Genomic DNA, 25,053 nt, shown 5'->3' on the forward strand with positions numbered 1-25,053 from the left:
AGCTGGGGGGTCGGGGTCCGGAGCGGTGTCAGGAGGTACCGAATTCGCGGTCGATCAGGGCGAACATCTCGTCCGCGGTGGCCGCTTCGAGGTCGTCCTCGTCAGGGCTGTCGGCACCGGCCGGACCGCTGTCGCCGGTTCCGTCGTCGTTCAGCCGCACCAGGAGGCTCTGGAGCCGGCGGGTGAGCCTGAGGCGGGTGTCGGTGTCGGGGGCGGACTCGGCCAGCGCCTCTTCGAGCCGGCCGAGTTCGGTCAGTACGTCCGCGGGTCCGCCGCCCGCGCCCGTGCCGCCGTCGAGCGCCAGTTCCTCGCGGAGCAGGGCGACGAGCGCGGTCGCGGTGGGGTACTCGAAGACGAGGGTGGCCGGGAGGCTCAGTCCCGTGGCGGCGCCGAGCCTGTTGCGCAGTTCGACCGCGGTCAGCGAGTCGAAACCGAGGTCCTTGAAGGCGCGGTCCGCGTCGATGGTCGCGGGGCCGCTGTGCCCGAGGACGGCCGCTGCATGGGTGCGCACCAACTCCAGCAGTTCCCGGTCCTGTTCACCGGCGGGCAGCTCGCGCAGCCGCTCGCGCAGATCCGCGCCGCCGCCCGCCTGCGGGACCGGGGTGGCGCTCTCGCCGGAGGCGGGGAGATACGGCCGGGCCTGCGGGAGGTCGTCCAGGAAACGGGTGTTGCGGGCGGAGGTGAACAGTTGCGTGAAGCGTTCCCACTCCACGTCGGCGACGGCCACGTTCACCTCGTCGTGGTCGAGCACCTGCTGGAAGGCGGTCAGGGCCAGTTCGGGGTCGATCAGCGGCAGCCCCTGCCGCTGGGCGCGCCGGTTGAGGACGGGACGCTCGGCGGCGTCCTCGCTGTCCCGCTCGTTCACCGCGTCCCAGATGCCCCACGCCACGGCGGTCACCGGCACGCCCCGGGCCCGCTGGCCGAGCGCCCAGGCGTCGAGGTGGGCGTTGGCCGCCGAGTAGGCGCCGTGGTCGCCGCTGCCCCACAGGGCGGCCACCGAGGAGTAGACGACGAACGCGTCCAGCTCCCGCTCCCCCAGCAGCTCGGCGAGTATCCGGGCGCCGGTGATCTTGGCGTCGACGACGTTGGCGTACTGGTCGAGTGTGGTGTCGGCGAGGGCGCCCAGCTCGTAGCGGACGGCGGTGTGGAAGACGGCCCGGATGTCCTCACCGGCCGCGTCCAGCCCCTCGAACAGCGAGGCGAGCGCGGCCCGGTCCGTCACATCACAGGCGGCGACGGTCACCCTGGCACCCAACTCCTCCAGCTCCGCCCGGAGTTCGGCGGCACCCGGAGCGTCCGCGCCGCGCCTACTGGTCAGGACGAGATGCTCGACGCCGTTGCGGGCGAGCCACTGGGCGAGGATGCCGCCGAGCAGCCCGGTGCCGCCGGTGACGAGGGCCGTACCGCGCGGCCTCCACTCCCGTACCGGGCCGTCGGCCGGCAGCGGCGCGGGCAGCATCCGCCGGGCCAGCAACCCCACTGCCCGGACCGCCACTTGGTCGTGCTCCACGGTCTCGCGCTGCGCCAGCACCGACCCGATCCGCCGACGAACCGGCTCGTCCTCGATGTCGGCCGGCAGATCGACGATCCCGCCCCACTGCTGCGGCAGTTCGAGCGCGGCGACCCGGCCCATGCCCCAGACCTCGGCCTGCACGGGGTGCGTGATCCCGTCGCCGTAACCGGTGGCGACGGCACCCCGGGTGACACACCAGACCCGAGCGTCGAGCCCGGTGTCCCCGACGGCCTGGATCAGCGCGAGGGTGGCCGCGACACCCGCGGCGACCATCGGGTAGCCGTCGACGGGCAGTTCGTCGGCCAGGGCCAGGGTGGACAGTACCCCGCTCAGGCCCTGGTCCCCGGCCGCCTCGGTCAGCAGTCCGGCGATCACAGCACGGTCGGCACCGGACGGCACGGTCAGCGTCACGACCTCGGCCCCGCGCTCGGCGAGCAGCCCGGCCAGGCTCGTGCGCCAGGCGTCCTCGGCGCCCTCGAAGGTCAGGTGGAGCCAGCGGCCGGTCAGCGTGACGGGCGCGTCGCTGTCGGGCTGCCGCTTCCAGCCGACCTTGTACCGCCAGCCGTCCACGGTCGACAGCTCCCGCCGGCGCCGCCGCCACGCCGCCAGCTCCGGCAGCACCTCCTGCCACACCTCCCGCTCTCCACCGAGCGCGAGCGCACCGGCCAGCGCGTCCACGTCCGCACGCTCGACGGCCTCCCAGAAGGCGGCGTCCCCGGTGTCGGCGGGCGAGGGGGTGTCCTCGTCGGGCTCCAGCCAGTAGCGGCGGTGCTGGAAGGGGTAGGTGGGCAGGTCCACGTGGCGGACGGTGCGGCCCGAGTAGACGGCGGTCCAGTCGATGTCGGCGCCCTGGATCCAGAGTTCGGCGGCGCCGGCGATGAAGCGGGCGTTGTCGTCCTCGTCCCGGCGCAGGGTGCCGACGGCTGTGACCTTCTGCCCGGCCGCTTCGGCGATGGCCTGGACGCCCATGGTCAGGACGGGGTGGGCGCTGACCTCGATGAAACGGCCGTGGGGCAGGGCCTGTTGGACGGCCTCGGTGAAGCGGACGGGCTTGCGCAGGCCCTCGTACCAGTACGAGGCGTCCATGGTGGACGTGTCGAGCTGTTCGCCGGTGACGGTGGAGATCAGGGGGATGCGGGAAGCCTGCGGCACGACGGGGGCCAGTACCTCCAGCAAACGGTCCCGGATGTCCTCCACCTGGGCCGAGTGCGAGGCGTAGTCCACCGGGACCGGCCTGGCCCGTACACCTGCCGCCTCCGCGGTAGCGGCGATCTCGTCCAGGGCCTGCGGGTCACCCGCCACGACCGTGGCGTCCGGCCCGTTGAAGACCGCCACCGAAACCCGGTCACCGTACGGCGCAACCCACTCCGCAGCCAGCTCGGGCCCCGTCGCCAGCGACAGCATGCCACCACGGCCGGCGAGTTCGTCCCTGATCGCGGCCGACCGCAGCGCCACCACACGCGCCGCGTCGTCCAGACTCAGCGCACCGACGACCACCGCGGCCGCGATCTCGCCCTGCGAGTGGCCGATCGCCGCGGCGGGCCGGACCCCGAAGGACTCCCAGACAGCGGCCAGCGACACCATGACCGCCCACAGCACGGGCTGGACCACGTCCACGCGCCGCATCCAGGCGTCGTCATCATCCTGGAGCACGTCGGTCAGCGACCAGTCGACGTGAGCCGACAGGGCCGCCTCGCACTCGGCGATCCGCGCGGCGAACACCGGCGAGGAGTCGAGCAGCCCGCGCCCCATCCCCAGCCACTGCGACCCCTGACCGGGGAAGACGAGGACCACGCCCGCGCCCGTCTCGGGAGCCGTGCCGCCGACCGCCTGGGCGGTGGCCGTTCCGGAGGCGAACGCCCGCAACGCGGCCGTCAGTTCGTCCGCCTGGGCGCCCCACACGACCGCGCGGTGCTCCAGCGGGGACCGGGTGGTCAGGAGGGACCAGCCGACGTCCACCGGGTCGGTGTCCGCGAGCACGTCCCCGAGGTGGTCCGCCTGGGCGGCCAGTGCCTCGGCGGTGCGGGCCGAGACGACCAGGGGCAGGACGCGTGAGCCGGGGAGTCCGGCGGGGCCGGGGACGACCGTCGGGGCGGTGCGGGAGGTGCCCGGCGGGGCCTCCTCCAGGATGATGTGGGCGTTCGTGCCGGACATGCCGAAGGCGGAGACACCGGCGCGGCGCGGGCCGCTCCCGCCCTGTTCCCAGGGCACGGGGCGGTCGAGGAGGGCGACGGTGCCGTCGGACCAGTCGACGTGGCTGCTGGGCTCGTCGGCGTACCGGGAGGGCGGCAGGACCCCCTCCCGCATCGCCATGACCATCTTGATGACACCGGCGACACCGCCGGCGGCCTGGGTGTGCCCGATGTTGGACTTCACCGAGCCGAGCCACAGGGGCCGGCCGGGGGTGCGTTCCTTGCCGTAGGTGGCGATGAGGGCCTGGGCCTCGATGGGGTCGCCGAGGGTCGTGCCCGTGCCGTGGGCCTCGACGGCGTCCACGTCGGCCGCGGACAGTCCGGCGGCGGACAGGGCGGCGCGGATCACGCGCTGCTGGGACGGGCCGTTGGGGGCGGTGAGTCCGTTGGAGGCGCCGTCCTGGTTGATGGCCGAGCCGCGGATGACGGCCAGGACCCGGTGTCCGTTGCGGACCGCGTCCGACAGCCGCTCGACGACGAGCACACCGGCGCCCTCCGACCAGCCGGTGCCGTCGGCGGACTCGGCGAAGGGCTTGCAGCGGCCGTCCTCGGCGAGCCCCCGCTGGCGGCTGAACTCCACGAAGGCGCCCGGTGTGGACATGATCGTCACACCGGCGGCGAGGGCCGTCTCGCACTCGCCGTTGCGCAGGGACTGGACGGCCAGGTGCAGGGCGACCAGCGAGGAGGAGCAGGCGGTGTCGACGGTGACGGCGGGGCCTTCCAGGCCGAGGGCGTAGGCGATGCGGCCGGAGACCACGGCGGCGGCGCTGCCGGTGGCCTGGTACCCGGCGACGGCGTCGGGGTCGCGGCCCAGGAGGGTGGCGTAGTCCTGGCCGTTGGAGCCGACGAACAGTCCGGTCGACGAGCCGTGCAGTCCGGCCGGGGGCAGGCCGGCGCGTTCCAGGGCCTGCCAGGACAGTTCCAGCAGCAGGCGCTGCTGCGGGTCCATGGCGAGCGCCTCGCGCGGGGAGATCCCGAAGAACTCGGCGTCGAATCCGGCGACGTCGTAGAGGAAGCCGCCCTCGCGGACGTACGAGGTGCCGGGGCGGCGCCCGTCGGGGTCGTACAGGGCGTCGACGTCCCAGCCGCGGTCGGCGGGGAAGGCGCCGATGGCGTCGCCCTGCTCGACGACGAGCCGCCACAGGTCCTCCGGGGAGGTGACGCCGCCGGGGTAGCGGCAGGCCATGCCGACGATGGCGACAGGCTCGTCCGTGCGCGCCCGCCGCTCGGTCCGCGGTGCGGGCGTCTCGGCGGTCGAGCCGAGGAGTTCCGCGCGCAGGTGGGCGGTGAGGGCGGCCGGGGTGGGGTGGTCGAAGACCAGGGTGGACGGCAGGCGCAGTCCGGTGGCCGCGGAGAGGCGGTTGCGCAGTTCGACGCCGGTCAGGGAGTCGAAGCCGAGGTCCTTGAAGGCGCGGTGGTGCTGCAGGCCCGCGGTGTCGCTGTGCCCGAGGACGGCGGCGACCTCGGTGAGGACGGTCTCGGTGAGGAGCTGTTCCTGCTGCTCGGGGGTGCGCCCGGCGAGCGTGCGAGCCAGGCCACTGTCCGCCACCGGGGCGTCGGGGTCGGTGAAATGTGCCTGTGCGTCCGGGAGTTCGCTGATCAGCGGGCGGTGCCGGGTCGCGGTGTACGCGGGTACGAAGCGCTCCCAGTCGATGTCGGCGACCGTGACGTTCGTGTCCTGCCGGTCCAGCGCCTGCTGGAGGGCGGCCACGGCCAGGTCGGGCCGCATGGTGCGGATGCCGCGGCGGGCGAGGTGGGCCGTCATCTCGCCGTCGGCCATGCCGCCGTCGGCCCAGGCGCCCCAAGCCACGGCGGTGGCGGTGAGTCCGCGGGCCCGCCGGTCGTGGGCGAGGGCGTCGAGGTGGGCGTTGGCGGCGGCGTAGCCGGCCTGCCGTCCGCTGCCCCACACCCCGGCGATGGAGGAGAACAGTACGAACGCGTCGAGTTCGTGGTCGCCGAGCAGGGCGTCGAGGTGGTCGGCCCCGTGGGCCTTGGCGGCCAGCACCTCCGCGAGTTCGGCCCGGGTCAGTTCCTCCAGGGCGGTGAAGTGGGCGACGCCGGCCGCGTGGACGACGGTGCTGAGCGGGCGGCGGCCGGGCAGCGCGTCGAGGAGCGCGGCCACGGCGTCCCGGTCGGCGATGTCGCAGGCGACGACGGCGACGTGGGCGCCCAGCTCCCGCAGCTCGGCTTCGAGTTCGGCGGCGCCGGGCGCGTCGGGTCCGCGCCTGCTGGTGAGCACCAGGTCCTCGGCGCCGTTGCGGGCCAGCCAGCGGGCGAGGTGCGCGCCGAGGCCGCCGGTGCCGCCGGTGATCAGGACGGTGCCGCCGGGCTTCCACCGGATGCCGTCGGCCGGGGTGCCGGTCGTGGCGGCGCGGGTGAGGCGGCGCAGGAAGGTGCCGGAGCCGCGCAGGGCGCACTCGTCCTCGCCGTCCCGGCCCGCCAGCAGCGCGGCGAGCCGCCCGGCGGCCCGCTCGTCGAGGTCGCCCTCGCCGGGCAGGTCGATCAGGCCGCCCCACAGCGGTGCGTGTTCGAGCCCGAAGACCCGGCCGAGACCCCAGACCTGGGCGAGGGCGGGGCGGGCGATCCGCTCGTCGGGCGTGACGGCGACCGCGCCCCGGGTGACGCACCACAGCGGGGCGTCGAGCCCGGCGGAGAGGTGCGCCTGGAGCAGGGCGAGCGTGGCGTCGGCGTCCTGGTCGGACGGGAGCAGGGCGAGGACGCCGGAGACGCCGTACGGGGGTGCGGCCGCGCGCAGAGCGTCGGCCAGGCGCTCGTCGGCGGGGGCGCGGAGTTCGACGGGGTCGGCGCCGAAGGCGCGCAGGGCGTCGAGGACGCGGGCGTCGGTAGCGGTTCGCTCGGCGGGGAGCAGGACCAGCCACGTGCCGTCGAGGCGCCCGGAGCCGACCGTGGTGACGGGCTTCCAGACCGTGCGGTAGCGCCAGGCGTCCAGGGTGGAGCGGTCGCGCTCACCGCGCCGCCAGGAGGCGAGTGCGGGCAGCAGCGCGCCGAGGTCCGGGCCGGTGTCGTCGAGGTCCAGCGCGGTGGCGAGGGCGGAGGCGTCCTGGTTCTCCACCAGTTCCCAGAACGTGGCGTCCACGGAGTCCGCCGGGGCGGTGCGGGCGGACTCCAGCCAGAAGCGGGAGCGCTGGAAGGGGTAGGTGGGCAGCGCGATCGGACGTCCGGGGTCACCGTCGTGGAGGGCGGCCCAGTCGACGGTGCCGCCGTGGACGTACAGGGTCGCGAGGGCGCGCAGGACGGCGGTGGGTTCGGGCTGGTCCTTGCGGAGGGCGGACAGCAGCAGGGCGGGCGGCTCGGGTGACGTGTCCGCCTTCGGTGCTCCGGGTGCCTCGTCCGCGCCCAGGCAGTCGGCGGCCATGGCGGTCAGTACGCCGTCGGGTCCGAGTTCCAGAAAGGCCGTCACGCCCTGCTCGCGCAGCCAGCGCACGCCGTCGAGGAAGCGGACGGGTTCACGGACGTGACGCACCCAGTAGGCGCCGCTGCCCAGTTCGCCGGGGGACGCGCCCGCGCCGGTGACATTGGATACGACCGGGATGCGGGGCTCGGCGTACTCCAGTCCGGCGGCGACGGTGCCGAACTCTTCGAGCATGCCGTCCATGTGCGGGGAGTGGAACGCGTGACTGACCCGCAGGAAGCGGGTCTTGCGCCCGTGCTCGCGCCAGAGGGCGTCCAGCTCGACGAGGCGCGAGCGGTCACCGGAGATCACGACGGACTCCGGCCCGTTGACGGCGGCCACGCTCACCGCGTCCTCGTGACCGGCGAGGGTTTCGCGGACCTCGTCCTCGCCCGCCTGGACGGAGAGCATGGCACCGCCCTCGGGCATGGCCTCCATCAACCGGCCGCGCGCGGCGACCAGTTCGGCGGCGTCGGCCAGCGGGAGCACCCCGGCGACATGGGCGGCGGCCAGTTCGCCGACGGAGTGCCCGGCGACGTAGTCCGCGCGTACACCCCACCGCTCGACGAGCCGGTACAGGGCGACTTCGACCGCGAAGAGGGCGGGCTGCGCCCAGGCGGTACGGTCCAGCAGGGCCGCCTGCGCGCTGCCCGGCTCGGCGAACAGCACCTCCCGCAGAGGCCGTTCCAGGTGCGCGTCGAGCGCCTCGCACACTGCGTCGAGCTCCCGCGCGAAGGCCGGGTAGGTCTCGTACAACTCCCGGCCCATGCCGAGGCGTTGACCGCCCTGCCCGGTGAAGAGCACGGCAACGGGTCCACCGGATTCGGCGACGCCGGTGACGACCTCCGGCGCGCGCTGTCCCGCGGCGACGGCGGCCAGCCCGCGCTCGAAGCCCGCGCCGTCGTCGGCGAGGACCACGGCCCGGTGGTCGAGGGCGGCGCGGGTGGCGGCGAGCGACAGCGCGACGCGGTCGGCGGGCAGACCGGGCCGCTCGGCGGTGAACCGGGCGAGTCGGTCGGCCTGGGCGCGGAGGGCGGCCTCGGTACGGCCGGACAGGACCCACGGGAGGCGCCCGGAGCCGACCGGCTCCGAGGACTCGGGGCCGAGCTGCGAGGACTCGGGGCCGACGGGCTCGGGCCCCTGCTCCAGGATGATGTGGGCGTTGGTACCGGAGATCCCGAACGAGGAGACACCGGCCCGGCGCGGTCGGCCCTCCGCCGTCCACTCCCGCTCCTCGGCCAGCAGCCGTACGCCGCCCGCCGCCCAGTCCACGTGCGGGGTCGGTTCGTCGGCGTGCAGCGTCCTGGGCAGCACGCCCTCCCGCATCGCCATCACCATTTTGATGACGCCCGCGACCCCGGCGGCGGCCTGGGTGTGCCCGATGTTCGACTTCACCGATCCGAGCCACAGCGGCCGCTCGGGGTCACGGCCCTCCCCGTACGTGGCGAACAGCGCCTGCGCCTCGATCGGGTCCCCCAGCGCCGTACCCGTGCCGTGCGCCTCCAGCGCGTCGACATCGGCGCCCGTCAGCCCGGCGGAGGCCAGCGCCTGCCGTATGACGCGCTGCTGCGAAGGGCCGTTCGGGGCGGTCAGCCCGTTGGAGGCGCCGTCCTGGTTGATCGCGGAGCCGCGGACGACCGCCAGCACCTGGTGCCCGTTGCGCCGCGCGTCCGCAAGCCGCTCGACGACCAGCACACCGACGCCCTCGGACCAGGCGGTGCCGTCCGCGGCGGCCGAGAACGCCTTGCAGCGCCCGTCCACCGCGAGCCCGCGCTGCCTGCTGAACTCCACGAACATGTACGGCGACGGCATCACCGCGACCCCGCCCGCGAGCGCCAGGTCGCACTCGCCCTGCCGCAGCGACTGCGCCGCCAGATGCAGCGCCACCAGCGCCGAGGAGCACGCCGTGTCGACAGTGACCGCCGGGCCTTCCAGACCGAAGGTGTAGGCGAGCCGGCCGGAGGCGACGCTGGAGGTGTTGCCGATACCGAGGTAGCCCTCCACGTCGTCGGGCACCTCGTCCAGCCGGGCCGCGTAGTCGGTGGCGACGACACCCGCGAACACCCCGGTACGGCTGCCCCGCAGCGACGTCGGCGCCAGCCCCGCCCGCTCGAACGCCTCCCAGGTCGTCTCCAGCAGCAACCGCTGCTGCGGGTCCATGGCCAGCGCCTCGCGCGGCGAGATCCCGAACAGTTCCGGGTCGAACTCGGCGGCGTCGTAGAGGAAACCGCCCTGGCGGGTGTACGTGGTCCCGGGGTGGGCCGGGTCCGGGTGGTAGACCCCGTCCAGGTCCCAGCCCCGGTCGGTGGGGAAGGTCCCGATCGTGTCGACGCCCTCGGCGACCAGCCGCCACAGCTCCTCGGGCGAGGTGACCCCGCCGGGGAAGCGGCAGGCCATCCCGACGATGGCGACGGGCTCGTCGGGGGCGGCGAGGGCGGCGGTCTCCGGCTCCTGCTCGTCCGTGCCCCACAGTTCGGCGTGGAGGTGGCGTGCGAGAGCGGTCGGCGTCGGGTGGTCGAAGACGAGCGCGGTGGGCAGGCGCAGACCGGTTGCCGCACCCAGGCGGTTGCGCAGCTCGACGGCGGTCAGCGAGTCGAAGCCCTGCTCCTTGAAGGAACGGTCGGCGTCGACGGACTGCTCGGTGGCGTGCCCGAGGACGGCGGCGACATGCCCGCGGACCAGTTCCAGGAGCCGCCGCTCCCGCTCCGGCCGGCTCAGCCCCGCCAGCCGCTCCGCGAGCGCCGTCCCGGCCTCGGGGGAGGCGGCGGTACGTGCGGTGCGGCGCAGTCTGCCGCGGGCGAGCCCTCGGAGGACATCGGGCACGGCCTCGGCCCCACGCAGCCCGGCGAGGTCGAGGCGAGCGGGCACCAGGGCGGCATCCGCGCTCGCCAGCGCCCGGTCCAGCAGCGCCAGCCCCTCCGCCGAGGTCATCGGCGCCAAACCCGTCTGGCGCATCCGCTGCCGGTCCGCCCGGTCCAACTCGCCGGTCATCGCACTGTCCTGCTCCCACAGGCCCCAGGCGAGGGAGGTGGCGGGCAGCCCCTGGGCGCGGCGGTGGTGGGCGAGGGCGTCGAGGTAGGTGTTGGCGGCGGCGTAGTTGGCCTGTCCGGGGCTGCCGAAGACGCCGGAGGCGGAGGAGTACAGGGCGAAGAAGGCGAGGTCGTGGTGTCGGGTGAGGTGGTGAAGGTTGAGGGCGGCTTGGACCTTCGGCCGCCAGACCGTGGTCAGCTGGTCGGGGGTGAGGGTGGTGATCAGGCCGTCGGCGAGGACGCCCGCCGCGTGGACGACGCCCGTGAGGCGGCGGCCGTGGAGGAGTTCGGCGAGCCGGTCGCGGTCGGCGGCGTCGCAGGCGGCGACGGTGACTTCGGCGCCCAGCTCTTCGAGTTCCGCGGTGAGCTGCCGTGCGTTCGGGGCGTCGGGGCCCTGGCGGCTGGTGAGGAGCAGACGCCGTACGCCGTGCCGGGTGACGAGGTGGCGGGCCAGGAGGGAGCCGAGGGTGCCGGTGCCGCCCGTGATCAGCACGGTGCCGTCCGGGTCGACGGGCGCCGGTACGGTCAGGGCGACCTTGCCGATGTGCTTGGCCTGACTCATGAAACGGAACGCGTCCCGCGCCCGCCGGATGTCCCACGCCCGAACCGGCAACGGCACCAGGGCACCGGAGGCGAACAGGTCCATCAGGGCGTGGAGCATCTCGCCGATCCTGGTGGGACCGGCGTCCAGCATGTCGAAGGCCGTGTACCGGACTTCGGGGAGCTGCTCCGGGTCCCGGATGTCGGTCTTGCCCATCTCCAGGAACCGGCCGCCGTCGGCGAGGAGTTCGAGGGAGGCGTCCACGAACTCGCGGGCCAGGGAGTTCAGTACGACATCGACACGGCGACCGGCGAAGGCCTCACGGAAGCCGAGATCGCGGGAGGAGGCGATCCGGTCCTCGGACAGACCCAGACCACGCAGCACATCCCACTTGCCCGGACTGGCCGTGGCAAGGACCTCGGCACCCATATGACGGGCGAGCTGGATCGCCGCCATCCCGACCCCACCCGCACCCGCGTGCACCAGCACCGTCTCGCCCCGCTTGAGCCCACCGAGGTCGACGAGCCCGTAGTACGCCGTCAGGAAGACGACGGGGACCGTCGCCGCCTGCTCGAAGGACCACGCTTCCGGCATCGGCACGATGACCCGTGCGTCCGCCACCGCGAGCGGTCCGAAGCTGCGCGGTACCAGGCCGAGTACCCGGTCGCCGGGGGTGAAGTCGGTGACGTCGTCGGCCGTTTCGACAACCACACCGGCGATCTCGCTGCCGATGTTCGCCTCGCCGGGATACAGGCCGAGTCCGATGAGGACATCGCGGAAGTTGAGCCCAGCCGCGCGTACGTCGATGCGGACCTGTCCCGGCTCCAGCGGCCCTTCCGCGTCCGGTGCGGGCACGAGCGACAGGCCGTCCAGGGACCCGGTGCCCCGGGTGTCCAGGCGCCAGGCCTGTCCGTCCGACGGGGGTGTGAGGTGGTCGACGGAGCCGGCCGCGCGCACGAGTCGCGGCACAAGCGGCAGCCCCTCCCGTACCGCCACTTGCGGTTCACCACAAGCCAACCCAGCCCGCACCACGGCCGCATCGTCCTCGTCGACGGTCGTGTCCAGGTCGAGCAGGAGGAACCGCCCGGGGTGTTCCGACTGGGCGGACCGGATCAGGCCCCACAGGGGGGCGGTCGAGAGGTCGACGGGGTCGGCGTCGGCGGTGGCGACGGCGCCGCGTGTCACGATCGCGAGCCGGGTGTCGGACAGTCGGTCGTCCGACAGCCAGGTCTGTACGAGCGTGAGCAGATCGGTCGTCGTCCGCTCGGGGTCGTTGCCGGGGGTGGGCGCGTGCAGGACGAGCGGGGGGACGGGGGTGTCGGCCGCCTGGAGCGCGGTGAGGTCGGGGTACGGGCTGCCGTTGGGCGGCACGGGCAGATCCTGGCCCGAGCCGAGCACCGCCCAGTCGCGCACCGGTCGCTCGGCGGCGGCCTGTGGTGCGGGTTCCCAGGCCAGTCGGTGGAGGGAGTCCCCGCTCGTGTCGACGGCCGCCGCCAACTGCTCCGGCGTCACCGGGCGCAGAGTCAGGGAGTCGATGACGGCGACGGGGGCGCCGGTGCCGTCGGCGAGGAGCACGGAGAGGGTGCCGTCGCCCTCGGGGGCGATGCGGACCCGGGCAGTGGTGGCGCCGGAGGAGTGGAGGGCAACGCCCTCCCAGTGGAACGGCAGCCGCAGCTCTTCACCGGGGTCCTCGGCGGTGGCGAGTACGACGTGGAGCGCGGAGTCGAGCAGCGCGGGGTGCAGGCCGAAGGCGTCGGCCTCTGCCGCGAGTTCCACTTCGGCGAAGAGCTCGTCGGCGCGGCGCCAGGCGGCGGTGAGGCCCTGGAAGGCGGGGCCGTAGGCATAGCCCGCCTCCTCGGCGCGGGTGTAGAAGCCGGAGAGGGCCAGGGGCGCGGCGCCGGGGGGTGGCCAGGCGGTGAGGTCGGCGGGCGCGGCTGTCCGGGCTTCTGCCAGCACACCCTCCGCGTGTGCGGTCCAGGCCTCGTCGGTCGACTCCGGACGGGCGTACACCGTCAGAGCGCGGCGGCCGTCCTCGTCGGCGGCGCCTACGACTGCCTGGATCTGGACACCGCCCTGTTCCGGGACGATCAGCGGCGACCGGAGGGTGAGTTCGACGAGCTGGCCGCAACCGACCTCGTCTCCGGCCCTGATCGCCAGCTCCACGAACGCCGTACCGGGGAGGAGGACGGTGCCCGACACCGTGTGGTCGGCGAGCCAGGAGTGGGTGCCGAGGGAGACGCGGCCGGTGAGGACCACTCCCCCGTCGGCGGCGAGGCTCATGGCCGCGCCGAGGAGCGGGTGTTCAGTGGCGTCGAGGCCCAAGTCTGTTGGGTTGCCTGCGGGGGTGGGGGCGTCCAGCCAGTAGCGGTCGTGTTGGAAGGGGTAGGTGGGGAGGTCTACGCGGTGGGGGTTGCGGCCCTCGAAGAACGCAGCCCAGTTCACGTCCACGCCGCTGGTCCAAAGGCGGGAGACGGCCGAGGTGAGGGTGTCGACTTCGTTGTGGTCGCGGCGGGTTGCGGCTACGAGCACGCCGTCGGTGGATTCGGCGGCCATCGCGGTGAGTGTGGCGTCCGGGCCCAGCTCCAGGAACTTGGTCACGCCCGCTTCGGTGAGCGTGTGGAGGCCGTCGGCGAAGCGGACGGCCTCACGGACGTGACGGACCCAGTAGGCGGGAGTGCGGATGTCCTCGGCGGCGATCGCTCCGGTCAGGTTCGAGACGAGAGGGATGCGCGGGGCGGCGTAGGTGATGGCGGCGGCCACCTGCTCGAAGTCGGCGAGCATCGGCTCCATCAGCGCGGAGTGGAAGGCGTGGGAGACCTTCAGGCGGCGGGACTTGATCCCCGCTGCCGTGAGGCGTTCCCGTACGGCTTCGATGGCTTCCTCGGGACCCGAGAGCACCATGGACGACGGCCCGTTGACGGCGGCCACGTCCACACCGTCCAGATACTCCTCAACAGCACCGGACTGGACGGCGAGCATGGCTCCGCCGGGCGGCAGCGTCTGCATCAGCGAACCCCGCGCGGCAACCAGGCGGCAGGCATCCTCCAGCGAGAACACACCCGCCACATGAGCGGCGACGATTTCACCGACGGAGTGGCCCATCACAAAGTCCGGACGCACACCCCACGACTCCACCAGCCGATACAGGGCCACTTCCACAGCGAACAGACCGGCCTGCGTGAACACCGTCCGGTCCAGCACACCCGACCCGTCCGCGAGGACTTCCGCCAGCGGCTGAGGCAGCAAGCCCTCGAAGGCCGCGCACACTTCTTCAAGTGCCGACGCGAACACGGGGAACTCCGCAGCCAGTTCCGCACCCATCCGCGCCCGCTGCGAGCCCTGCCCCGTGAACAGCACCGCCAGCCGACCCTCAACCAGCCCACCACCGGACTCCACCGACGCAAGCCGCTCCCTCAACTCCCCGGCCTCACGCCCCCACACCACGGCCCGATGCCCCAGCGCCGCCCGACCGGTCGCCAACGACCAGCCCACATCCACCGGATGCAGACCCTCAACCGCCGACACCAACCGCCCCGCCTGCGCCCCAAGCGCCACCGCCGAACCGGCCGACACCACCCACGGCACCAAGCCACCACCCACCGGATCACCAGCGGCGGGCGACTCCTCCGACACCTCCTCCAAGATCACATGCGCATTCGTCCCACTGGCTCCGAAGGACGAGACCGCCGCTCGACGTACACGGCCCGGCGCCTCCCAGGACCGCTCCTGAGTCAGGAGGGAGACATGGCCCGCGGACCAGTTGACATGAGGAGTGGGCTCGTCGACGTGCAGGGTGCGCGGCAGCACGCCCTCCCGCATCGCCATGACCATCTTGATGACACCGGCGACACCGGCGGCGGCCTGCGCGTGCCCGATGTTGGACTTGACGGACCCCAGCCACAACGGCCGGTCCGCCTCCCGCTCCTGCCCATACGTGGCCAGCAGCGCCTGCGCCTCGATCGGATCCCCGAGCGTCGTCCCGGTCCCGTGCGCCTCCACCGCGTCCACATCGGCCGGCCGGAGTCCCGCCGACGCCAACGCCTGCCGTATCACCCGCTGCTGCGAGGGCCCATTGGGCGCCGTAAGCCCATTGGACGCACCGTCCTGATTGACAGCCGACCCCCGCACCACCGCCAGCACCTGGTGACCGTTCCGCCGCGCATCCGACAGCCGCTCCAGCAGCAGCACACCCGCGCCCTCGGCCCACCCCGTCCCATCGGCCGACGCAGCGAACGACTTGCACCGCCCATCCGCCGCAAGCCCCCGCTGCCGGCTGAAGTCGATGAAGGTGCCCGGCGTCGGCATCACGGTGACGCCTCCGGCCAGGGCGAGGTCGCACTCGCCGTTCCGCAGTGCCTGGGCCGCGAGGTGGAGGGCGACCAGCGAGGAGGAGCAGGCCGTGTCGACGGAGACGGCAGGCCCTTCAAGGCCGAAGGTGTAGGCGAGGCGCCCGGAGACCACGCTGCCGGAGGTGCCGGTGCCGATGTACCCCTCAATGTCCTCGGGGATGCTCGGAAGGCGGCTGGCGTAGTCGTGGTACATCACACCCGCGAAGACACCGGTACGACTCCCCCGCACCGAGTCCACCGCGATACCCGCCCGCTCGAACACCTCCCACGACGTCTCCAGCAACAACCGCTGCTGCGGATCCATCGCCACCGCCTCACGCGGCGAAATACCGAACAACCCCGCATCGAACTCCGCAGCGTCGTAAAGAAAACCCCCCTCACACGCATACGACTTCCCCACAGCACCCGGATCCGGATCGAACAACCCCTCCAGATCCCAGCCCCGATCCGACGGGAACGGACCCACCGCATCCCGCCCCTCAACCACCAGCCGCCACAACTCCTCCGGCGACCGCACACCCCCCGGATACCGACACGCAGCAGCAACAATCACCACCGGATCACCAACAACCGGCACACCCACAGCCGAAACCTCGGCCGCCGACTCCACCACTCCCACCAGCTCATCCACCAACAACCGCGCCACAGCAACCGGCGTCGGATGGTCAAAGACCAAAGTCGCGGGCAGCCGCACCCCCACCGCCTCACCCAGCCGGTTCCGCAACTCCACCGCCAACAACGAGTCGAAACCCAACTCCTTGAACGTGCGGTCGGCGCCGATCAAGGCCGTCCCCGCATGCCCGAGTACGGAGGCGACGTGCGTGCGAACGGCGTCCAGGGCCACCGGCTCGCGCTCCGTGGCAGGGAGCGCCAGAAGCCGGCGGGCCAGCGTGGGGGTACCCGAGTCGGTGGTGTCTGCGACGGCCCGGCGAACCGTCGCGGGCACGAGGGCGCGCAGCAGGGGTGAGAGCAGGCCGGCGTCGGCCTGGGTCCGAAGCGCAACGCGATCGAAGGCGACCGGTACGAGGTGCGGGTCGTCGTACGCCAGCGCGGCGTCGAGGGCAGCCAGCCCCTGGGCGGCGGTCAGGGGAACCATGGCCTGGCGAGTGACACGTGCCCGGTCCGTCTCGGTCATCCCGTCGGTCATGCCGCTGGCGTCGGCCCACAGTCCCCAGGCGAGCGAGAGCGCGGGCAGTCCCTCGGTCCGGCGCTTCTGGGCGAGGGCGTCCAGGTAGGCGTTGGCGGCGGCGTAGTTGGCCTGGCCCACCGTGCCGAAGACACCGGCGGCGGAGGAGAACAGGACGAAGGCGGAGAGGTCGAGATCGCGGGTCAGCTCGTGCAGGTTGACGGCAGCGTCGACCTTGGGCCGCAGTACGGAGTTGAGCCGGTCGGGTGTCAGCGAGGTGACGACTCCGTCATCGAGAGCGCCCGCGAGGTGGACGACCCCCGTGACCGGATGCTCGGCCAACAGAGCCGCCAACGCCTCCCGATCAGCCACATCACACGCCACCACATCAGCGACAGCACCCGCATCCGCGAGCTCCGCCACCAACTCCGCAGCCCCAGACGCCTCCACCCCCCGCCGACTGACCAACACCAGCCTGCGAACCCCATACCGACCCACCAGATGCCGGGCCACCAACCCACCCAGCAACCCCGTCCCACCCGTGACCAGCACCGCACCATCACCAAAACCGGCCACCACACCAACGCCACCACCGGCACGAACCAAACGCGGAGCAAACACCTCCCCACCCCGCAACGCGACCTGCCACTCCCCCGAAACGAGCGCGGCAAGGGCTCCACCCACGCAATCGGTGCCCGCGTCGAGGTCGAGCAGCCCGAACCGACCGGGGTTCTCCGCCTCGGCGGAACGGATGAGACCCCACACGGCAGCGGCGTCGGGAGAATCCCCACCTACGGCCCCCCGGGTGACAACCACCAGGCGGGCGTCGGCGAACCGCTGGTCCGCCAGCCACTCCTGTGCCATGGCGAGTACGTCGCCGAGGGCATCAACAGGAGCTGCCCACAGCACCGGGGAAGGCACTCCGGCCTCGGCCAGCGCGGTCAGCCCGTGGAAGCGCGCCCCGCCCAGCCCGTACCGATCCTCCTCACCGAGCAGGGCCCAAGTCGGCTCGCCCTCCGCCGACACGGGGGCCCACTCAACGCGGAACAGGTACTCGCGTCCAGCAGCAGCCAACTCCCCGGTATCGACGGGGCGGAGGGCCAGCGACTCCACCACCGCCACCGGAGCACCCGCCGCATCGGCCACCCACACCGACACCGCATCCCCACCAGCAGGAGCCAACCGCACCCGCACCGCCGACGCCCCCACCGACGACAACGACACACCCGACCACACAAACGGCAACCGCACCGCCGAGCCACCCACCACCGGCAACACCGCATGCAACGCCGCATCCAACAAAGCCGGATGCACCCCGAACCGAGCAGCCCCAGCCCGCTCCGACTCCCCCAATCCAACCTCGGCGAACACCTCATCCCCACGCCGCCACACCGCACGCAACCCCTGGAACACCGGCCCGTACTCATAACCGGCCGCGCCCGCAGCGGAGTAGAAGTCGGAGACGTCGACCGCTTCGGCGCCCTGCGGAGGCCAGACCGCGAGTTCGCCATCAGGCACCGAACCGGCCTCCGGGGACACCGCACCCACGGCATGCGTGGTCCACGGTGTCTCGATCCCGCCGTCGTCTGGCCGCGCGTGAACCGTCAGGGCCCGGCGGCCCGAAGCGTCCGGCGCCGAGAGCACGACCTGAAGCTGTACTGCCGTCTCCTCGGTCAGTACGAGGGGTGCCTGAAGGGCCAGTTCGCTGAGATACCCGCAGCCGACCTCGTCCCCGGCCCTGATCGCCAGCTCGACGAAGCCAGAGCCGGGGAACAGGACCGTCCCGGCCACGGCATGGTCGGCCAGCCAAGGATGCGAACGCAGCGACAGCCGCCCCGTAAGCGCCACTCCCCCGTCCCCGGCGAGGCTGACGGCCGCACCCAGGAACGGGTGATCGGCAGCGGCAAGCCCGGCCCCGCTGACATCCGCGCTGCCGGCGCCGGACGTCAACCAGTAGCGCTCGCGCTGGAAGGCGTACGTGGGCAGCTCGACCGCGTTGACAGGCCGACCGGAGAAGACGGCGGACCAGTCGATGTCCACGCCGCGCACCCAGAGTTCGGCGGCGTTCGCGAGGAAACGGGCGTCCTCGTCCTCGTCACGACGAAGCGTGCCGACCACAGCGACCGGCTTCTCCGCCGCCTCGGCGATGGCCTGCACACCCATGGTCAGCACCGGATGCGCACTGACCTCGACGAAACGGCCGTAGGACAACGCCTCCCGGACCGCATCCGTGAAGCGCACAGGCTGCCGCAACCCCTCGTACCAGTACGAGGCGTCCATCAAGGTCGTGTCCAGCACTTCACCGGTCACCGTGGAGATCAACGGCACCCGGGACGGCTCGGGCGACACCGGGCGGAGCACATCCAGCAACCGCTCCCGAATGTCCTCCACGTGCGCCGAGTGGGAGGCGTAATCCACCGGCACCCGCCGGGCCCGTACACCCTCCGCCTCCGCCGCAGCGGCGATCCCGTCCAGGGCCTCCGGGTCCCCGGCCACAACCGTCGCGTCCGGACCGTTGTAGACCGCCACCGAGACCCGGTCACCGTACGGCGCGACCCACTCCGCAGCCAGCTCAGGACCCGTCGCCAGCGACAACATCCCACCACGACCGGCAAGTTCATCCCGGATCGCAGCCGACCGCAAAGCCACCACACGCGCCGCGTCATCCAAGCTCAGCGCACCAACAACCGCCGCAGCCGCGATCTCACCCTGCGAATGCCCGATCACAGCGGCCGGTTCGACCCCAAAGGCCTCCCACACCGCCGCCAGCGACACCATCACGGCCCACAGCACGGGCTGGACCATGTCCACCCGCCGCATCCAGGCATCGTCATCGCCCCGCAGCACCTCTGTGAGCGACCAGTCGACGTAAGTCGACCAAGCCGCCTCGCACTCGGCGATCCGCGCCGCGAACACCGGCGACGACTTCAACAGTCCCCGCCCCATCCCCACCCACTGCGACCCCTGCCCCGGGAAGACGAAGACAACGCCACTCCCCGAACCAACCACCCCGGACACGGCATTACCGGCCACACCACCCGCCGCCAACGCCCCCAGCCCAGCCCTCAGCTCCGCAGCCTCACGCCCCCAGACAACCGCCCGATGCTCCAGGGCCGTACGCGAAGCCCAAAGACCCCACCCCACATCAACCGGATCACCGACAACCCCCGCCAACCGCCCCGCCTGCTCGGCCAGCGCCCCCGCAGTCCGCCCCGACACCAGCCACGGCACCACCGAAGACCCCGACAACCCCCGAGGCCCGGAAACCACGACCGGCCCCGCACCCTCCGCCTCGGCAGCCGCCTCCAGCACCACATGCGCATTCGTCCCGGAGATCCCGAACGCCGACACACCGGCCCGCCCAGGACGCCCTTCGGGCCTCAACTCCAGCGGCTCGGTGAGTAGTCGAACCCCACCCACCGACCAGTCAACATGCGGAGTGGGTTCATCGACGTGCAGCGTGCGGGGCAGAACGCCCGCCCTCAGCGCCATGACCATCTTGATGACGCCCGCGACACCGGCAGCCGCCTGGGTGTGCCCGATGTTGGACTTCACCGACCCCAGCCACAACGGCCGTTCGTCGTCCCGCCCCTGCCCGTACGTGGCCAGCAGAGCATCCGCCTCGATCGGGTCCCCGAGCGTCGTACCCGTCCCGTGCGCCTCCACCACGTCGACATCCGCGGGCGACAGGCCGGAGTTGGCGAGTGCCGCCCGGATCACCCGTTGCTGCGAGGGCCCGTTGGGGGCCGTCAGCCCATTGGACGCCCCGTCCTGGTTGATGGCCGACCCTCGCACCACCGCCAGCACCCGGTGCCCCTTGGCCCGCGCGTCCGACAGCCGCTCGACGACGAGGACGCCGACGCCCTCGGCCCACCCCGTCCCGTCGGCCGCAGCCGCGAACGGCTTGCAGCGGCCGTCCGCCGCCAGCCCCCGCTGACGGCTGAACTCAAGGAAGAGACCGGGGCTCGGCATGACGGTGACGCCGCCCGCGAGCGCCAGGTCGCACTCCCCGTTCCGCAGCGACTGCACCGCCAGGTGCAATGCCACCAGCGACGACGAACACGCCGTGTCGACGGTGACCGCCGGCCCTTCCAGCCCGAACGTGTAGGACAGACGCCCGGAGACGACACTCGCGGCGTTGCCGGTCAGGGAGAAGCCCTCCACGGCGTCCGGAGTGCGCTCCAGGTCCACGAGGTAACTCGGGTACCCCGCACCGACGAAGACCCCGCTGTTGGACCCCTTCAGCGAACCGATCGCGATACCGGCCCGCTCGATCGCCTCCCAGCTCGTCTCCAGCAGCAACCGCTGCTGCGGATCCATCGCGAGCGCCTCGCGCGGCGCGATCCCGAAGGCATGCGGGTCGAACTCGGCGGCGTCGTGGAGGAATCCGCCCCGGCGGGTGTACGACGTGCCGGGGTGGTCCGGGTCCGGGTGGTACAGCCCGTCCAGGTCCCAACCCCGGTCCGCGGGGAAGTCCCCGATCGCGTCCGTGCCGTCGGTGACGAGCCGCCACAAGTCCTCCGGCGAGGCCACGCCACCGGGATAACGGCAGGCCATCCCGACGATGGCGATCGGCTCGTCCGCTGCCGTTCCCCTTGAGCCTGCCGTTGCCGCCACCGGTGCGAGGGCCGCCGTCCCCCTTTCGTCCGCCGCCCCCCACAGCTCCGCCTGAAGGTACGCCGCGACACGCACCGGAGTCGGGTGGTCGAAGACCAGCCCTGTCGGCAGCCTCAACCCCGTGGCGGCGACCAGCCGGTTCCGCAGTTCCACGGCGGTCAGCGAGTCGAAGCCCTGTTCCTTGAAGGAGCGCCCGGCGTCGACGGACTCCTGCGACGCGTGCCCCAGCACAGCGGCGACCTGTCCGCGGACCAGCTCCACGAGCCGCCGCTCCCGCTCGTCCCGGCCGAGCCCCGCGAGCCGGTCCGCCAGCGACGCCCCCGCGTCCCGGTCGGCGGGCGACGACGCGTCCGCCGTACGACGCGCGGGCGCCGTACGCACGAGTCCGCTCAGTACGGCCGGTACGCTCTCGGCCCCGCGCAGCCCGCCTAGGTCGAGGCGGGCGGGCACAAGCGCCGGGTCCGCGCTCGCCAGCGCCCGGTCCAGCAGCGCGAGCCCCTCCGCCGACGGCATCGGTGCCAGACCCATCCGGCGCATCCGCTGCCGGTCCGTACGGTCCAACTCGCCGGTCATCGCGCTGGCTTGCTCCCACAGGCCCCAGGCGAGGGAGGTGGCGGGCCGTCCGTCGGCTCGGCGGTGATGGGCGAGGGCGTCGAGGAAGGTGTTGGCGGCGTTGTAGTTGGCCTGGCCCGCACCGCCGAGCACGGCCGACACCGACGAGTACAGCACGAAGAAGGCGAGGTCGGCGTCGCGGGTCAGTTCGTCGAGGTGGACGGCCGCCTCGGCCTTCGGCCGCCAGACGGAGGCGAGTTGGTCGGGCGTGAGGGAGGTGACCAGCCCGTCGGCCAGCACACCCGCCGCATGCACGACACCCGTCAGCCGCCGCCCGTCCAGCAGAGCCGCCAACTGCGCCCGATCAGCCGCGTCGCAGGCGGCCACGTGAACCGTGGCTCCCAACTCCTCCAGCTCGGCGACGAGTTCGGCGACCCCCGGTGCCTCACCACCCCTCCGGCTGGTGAGCAACAGGTTCCGTACGCCGTGACCGGTCACCAGATGCCGGGCCACCAGCCCGCCCAGCGTGCCCGTGCCCCCGGTGATCAGTACCGTCCCGTCCGGGTCGAGCGGAACCGGCATCGTCAGGGCGACCTTGCCGACGTGCCGGGCCTGGCTCATGTACCGGAACGCCTCCCGCGCCCGGCGCACGTCCCAGGCCCGCACCGGCAACGGCTCCAACGCCCCGGACACGAACAGCTCCATCAACGTCCGCAGCATCTCCCCGATCCGCACGGGACCGGCATCCAGCATGTCGAAGGCCGTGTAACGGACCGCGTCGAACCGCTCCGGGTCACGGACATCGGTCTTGCCCATCTCCAGGAACCGGCCGCCCGGCGCCAGCAGATCCACCGAGGCATCGACGAACTCCCCCGCCAGGGAGTTGAGTACGACATCCACGCGCTGTCCGTCGAAGGCACCCCGGAAACCGAGGTCCCGGGAGGAGGCGAGTTGGTCGTCCGTCAGCCCGAGGCCGCGCAGCACGTCCCACTTCCCCGGGCTCGCCGTCGCCAGCACCCGGGCGCCCAGGTGACGGGCGAGCTGGATCGCCGCCATCCCGACCCCGCCCGCACCCGCGTGCACCAGCACCGTCTCGCCCTGCTGGAGCCCACCGAGGTCGACGAGCCCGTAGTACGCCGTCAGGAAGACGACGGGAACGGTCGCCGCCTGCTCGAAGGACCAGCCATCCGGCACCGGCACGACCACCCGGGCATCCGCCACCGCCACCGGCCCGAAGCTCTCCATGACAAGGCCCATCACCCGGTCGCCGGGAGCAAGGTCGGTGACGTCCTCACCGACTTCGAGGACCACCCCCGCGGCCTCGCTGCCCAGCACCGGGCGACCCGGGTACATGCCGAGGCTCATCAGGACGTCGCGGAAGTTCACGCCGGCCGCGCGGACGGCGATCCGGATCTGCCCGGCCTCCAGCGGCGCGGTCGCCCCGGGCGCCGCGACCGGCGCGAGCCCGTCCAGCGTGCCGGTACCGGAAGTGTCCAACCGCCAGGCGGCGGCATCCACCGGCGGCGTCAGCTGCTCCCGGGCCGCACGCACCAGACGCGGCACCAGCACCCGCCCCGCGCGTACGGCCACCTGCGGCTCGTCCGTCGCCAAGGCCGCCCGCTCCGCGGAATCCTGATCACCTTCGGCCTGCGGGTCCAAGTCGACCAGCACCAAGCGCCCGGGGTTCTCCGACTGCGCGGACCGCACGAGCCCCCACACCGGCGCGGCCGCCAGATCGACGACATCCCCGGCGTCGGTGGCCACCGCGCCCCGGGTGACCACCACCAGGCGCGCCCCGGCAAACCTCTCTTCGCCCAGCCAGCCCTGCAGCAGCGCCAGTACATCGGCGGTGGTCCCGGCGGCACTCTCGCCACCGCCGACCTCCACCAGCGCGACCTCGGGAGCCGTGTCACCCGCGTCCAGTGCGGCCAGCGCGTCGTCGATTCCGGCGTACCGCGTGACGTGCACGGGACCGGCGTCAGCGGTGGGGGCGGGCTGCCATTCGAGCCGGTAGAGGGAGTCCGGGATTGCGGTGCCGAGCTGCTCCGGGGCCACCGGGCGCAACCGCAGGGACTGGGCGACGGCGAGCGGCGCGCCGCTCGCGTCCGACAGCTCCACGGACACGGTGTCCTCACCCCGGGGAGCCATACGAACCCGGGCGGCGCTCGCCCCGGACGCGAGGAGGGAGACGCCCTCCCAGAGGAACGGCAGCCGCAGCTCCCCGCCGAGTTCCGAGGAGGCGAGGAGGGCGTGCAGCGCGGAGTCCAGCAGCGCCGGATGCACACCGTAGGCCCCGGCCTCGTCCGCCAACCCCACTTCCGCGTAGACCTCTTCGCCCCGCCGCCAGAGTGCCGTCAGGCCCTGGAAGGCAGGCCCGTAGCCGTAACCGGCGGCCGCGGCCTCGGCGTAGAAGCCGGACACATCCACGGGCTCCGCGTCCGCGGGCGGCCACTCGCCGAAGTCCGTGGACGCGGTCACCGGGGCATCGGTCAGGACACCTTCCGCGTGTGCGGTCCAGGGGGCGTCCGGCCCCAGCTCCTCGGGACGGGAGTAGACAACGACCGAACGCTGCCCGCCCGCCTCGGCGCCGCCCACGACGACCTGGACCTGAACACCACCCTGCTCGGGGACCACCAGCGGTGCCTGGAGCGCCAACTCCCGTACGCTCGCGCACCCGACCTCGTCACCGGCCCGCACGGCAAGTTCGACGAAGGCGGTACCGGGGAGCAACACGTTCCCCGCCACGGCATGATCGGCGAGCCAGGGGTGCGTACGCCTCGACAGCCGCCCCGTGAGCAGCACCCCGTCCCCGCCGGCCAGCGGTACCGCCGCCCCCAGCAACGGATGCCCGGCCTCACCGAGCCCGAGTCCCACGGGGTCACCGGCCGCCGCGGCGTCGTCGAGCAGCCAGTAGTGGTCGCGCTGGAAGGCGTAGGTGGGGAGGTCTACGCGGTGGGGGTTGCGGCCCTCGAAGAACGCAGCCCAGTTCACGTCCACGCCGCTCACCCAAAGGCGGGAGATGGCCTGGGTGAAGGTCTCGACTTCGTTGTGGTCGCGGCGGGTTCCGGCCACGAGCACGCCGTCGGTGGATTCGGCGGCCATCGCGGTGAGTGTGGCGTCCGGGCCCAGCTCCAGGAACTTGGTCACGCCCGCTTCGGTGAGCGTGCGGAGGCCGTCGGCGAAGCGGACGGCCTCACGGACGTGACGGACCCAGTAGGCGGGAGTGCGGATGTCCTCGGCGGCGATCGCTCCGGTCAGGTTCGAGACGAGAGGGATGCGCGGGGCGGCGTAGGTGATGGCGGCCGCCACCTGCTCGAAGTCGGCGAGAATCGGCTCCATCAGCGCCGAGTGGAAGGCGTGGGAGACCTTCAGGCGGCGGGACTTGATCCCCGCTGCCGTGAGGCGTTCCCGTACGGCTTCGATGGCTTCCTCGGGACCCGAGAGCACCATGGACGACGGCCCGTTGACGGCGGCCACGTCCACACCGTCCAGATACTCCTCAACAGCACCGGACTGGACGGCGAGCATGGCTCCACCGGGCGGCAGCGCCTGCATCAGCGAACCCCGCGCGGCAACCAGGCGGCAGGCATCCTCCAGCGAGAACACACCCGCCACATACGCGGCCACCAGCTCACCAATCGAGTGGCCCATCACAAAGTCCGGACGCACACCCCACGACTCCGCCAACCGATACAGAGCCACTTCCACAGCGAACAGACCGG

1 protein-coding gene is annotated in these 25,053 nt (G+C 72.9%); it reads right to left on the reverse strand.

Going from position 1 to position 25,053, the window contains the following annotated elements:
• Positions 1 to 28: 28 nt before the first annotated feature.
• The gene (locus tag GA0115233_RS41985) at positions 29 to 25,039 is read right to left on the reverse strand and encodes a type I polyketide synthase (RefSeq protein ID WP_093723954.1); all 25,011 of its coding nucleotides are present in this window, start codon (positions 25,037 to 25,039) and stop codon (positions 29 to 31) included.
• Between the last annotated feature and the right edge of the window lie 14 nt (positions 25,040 to 25,053).

It is taken from the genome of Streptomyces sp. DI166 (genome assembly GCF_900091315.1).
GTDB lineage: Bacteria > Actinomycetota > Actinomycetes > Streptomycetales > Streptomycetaceae > Streptomyces > Streptomyces fuscus.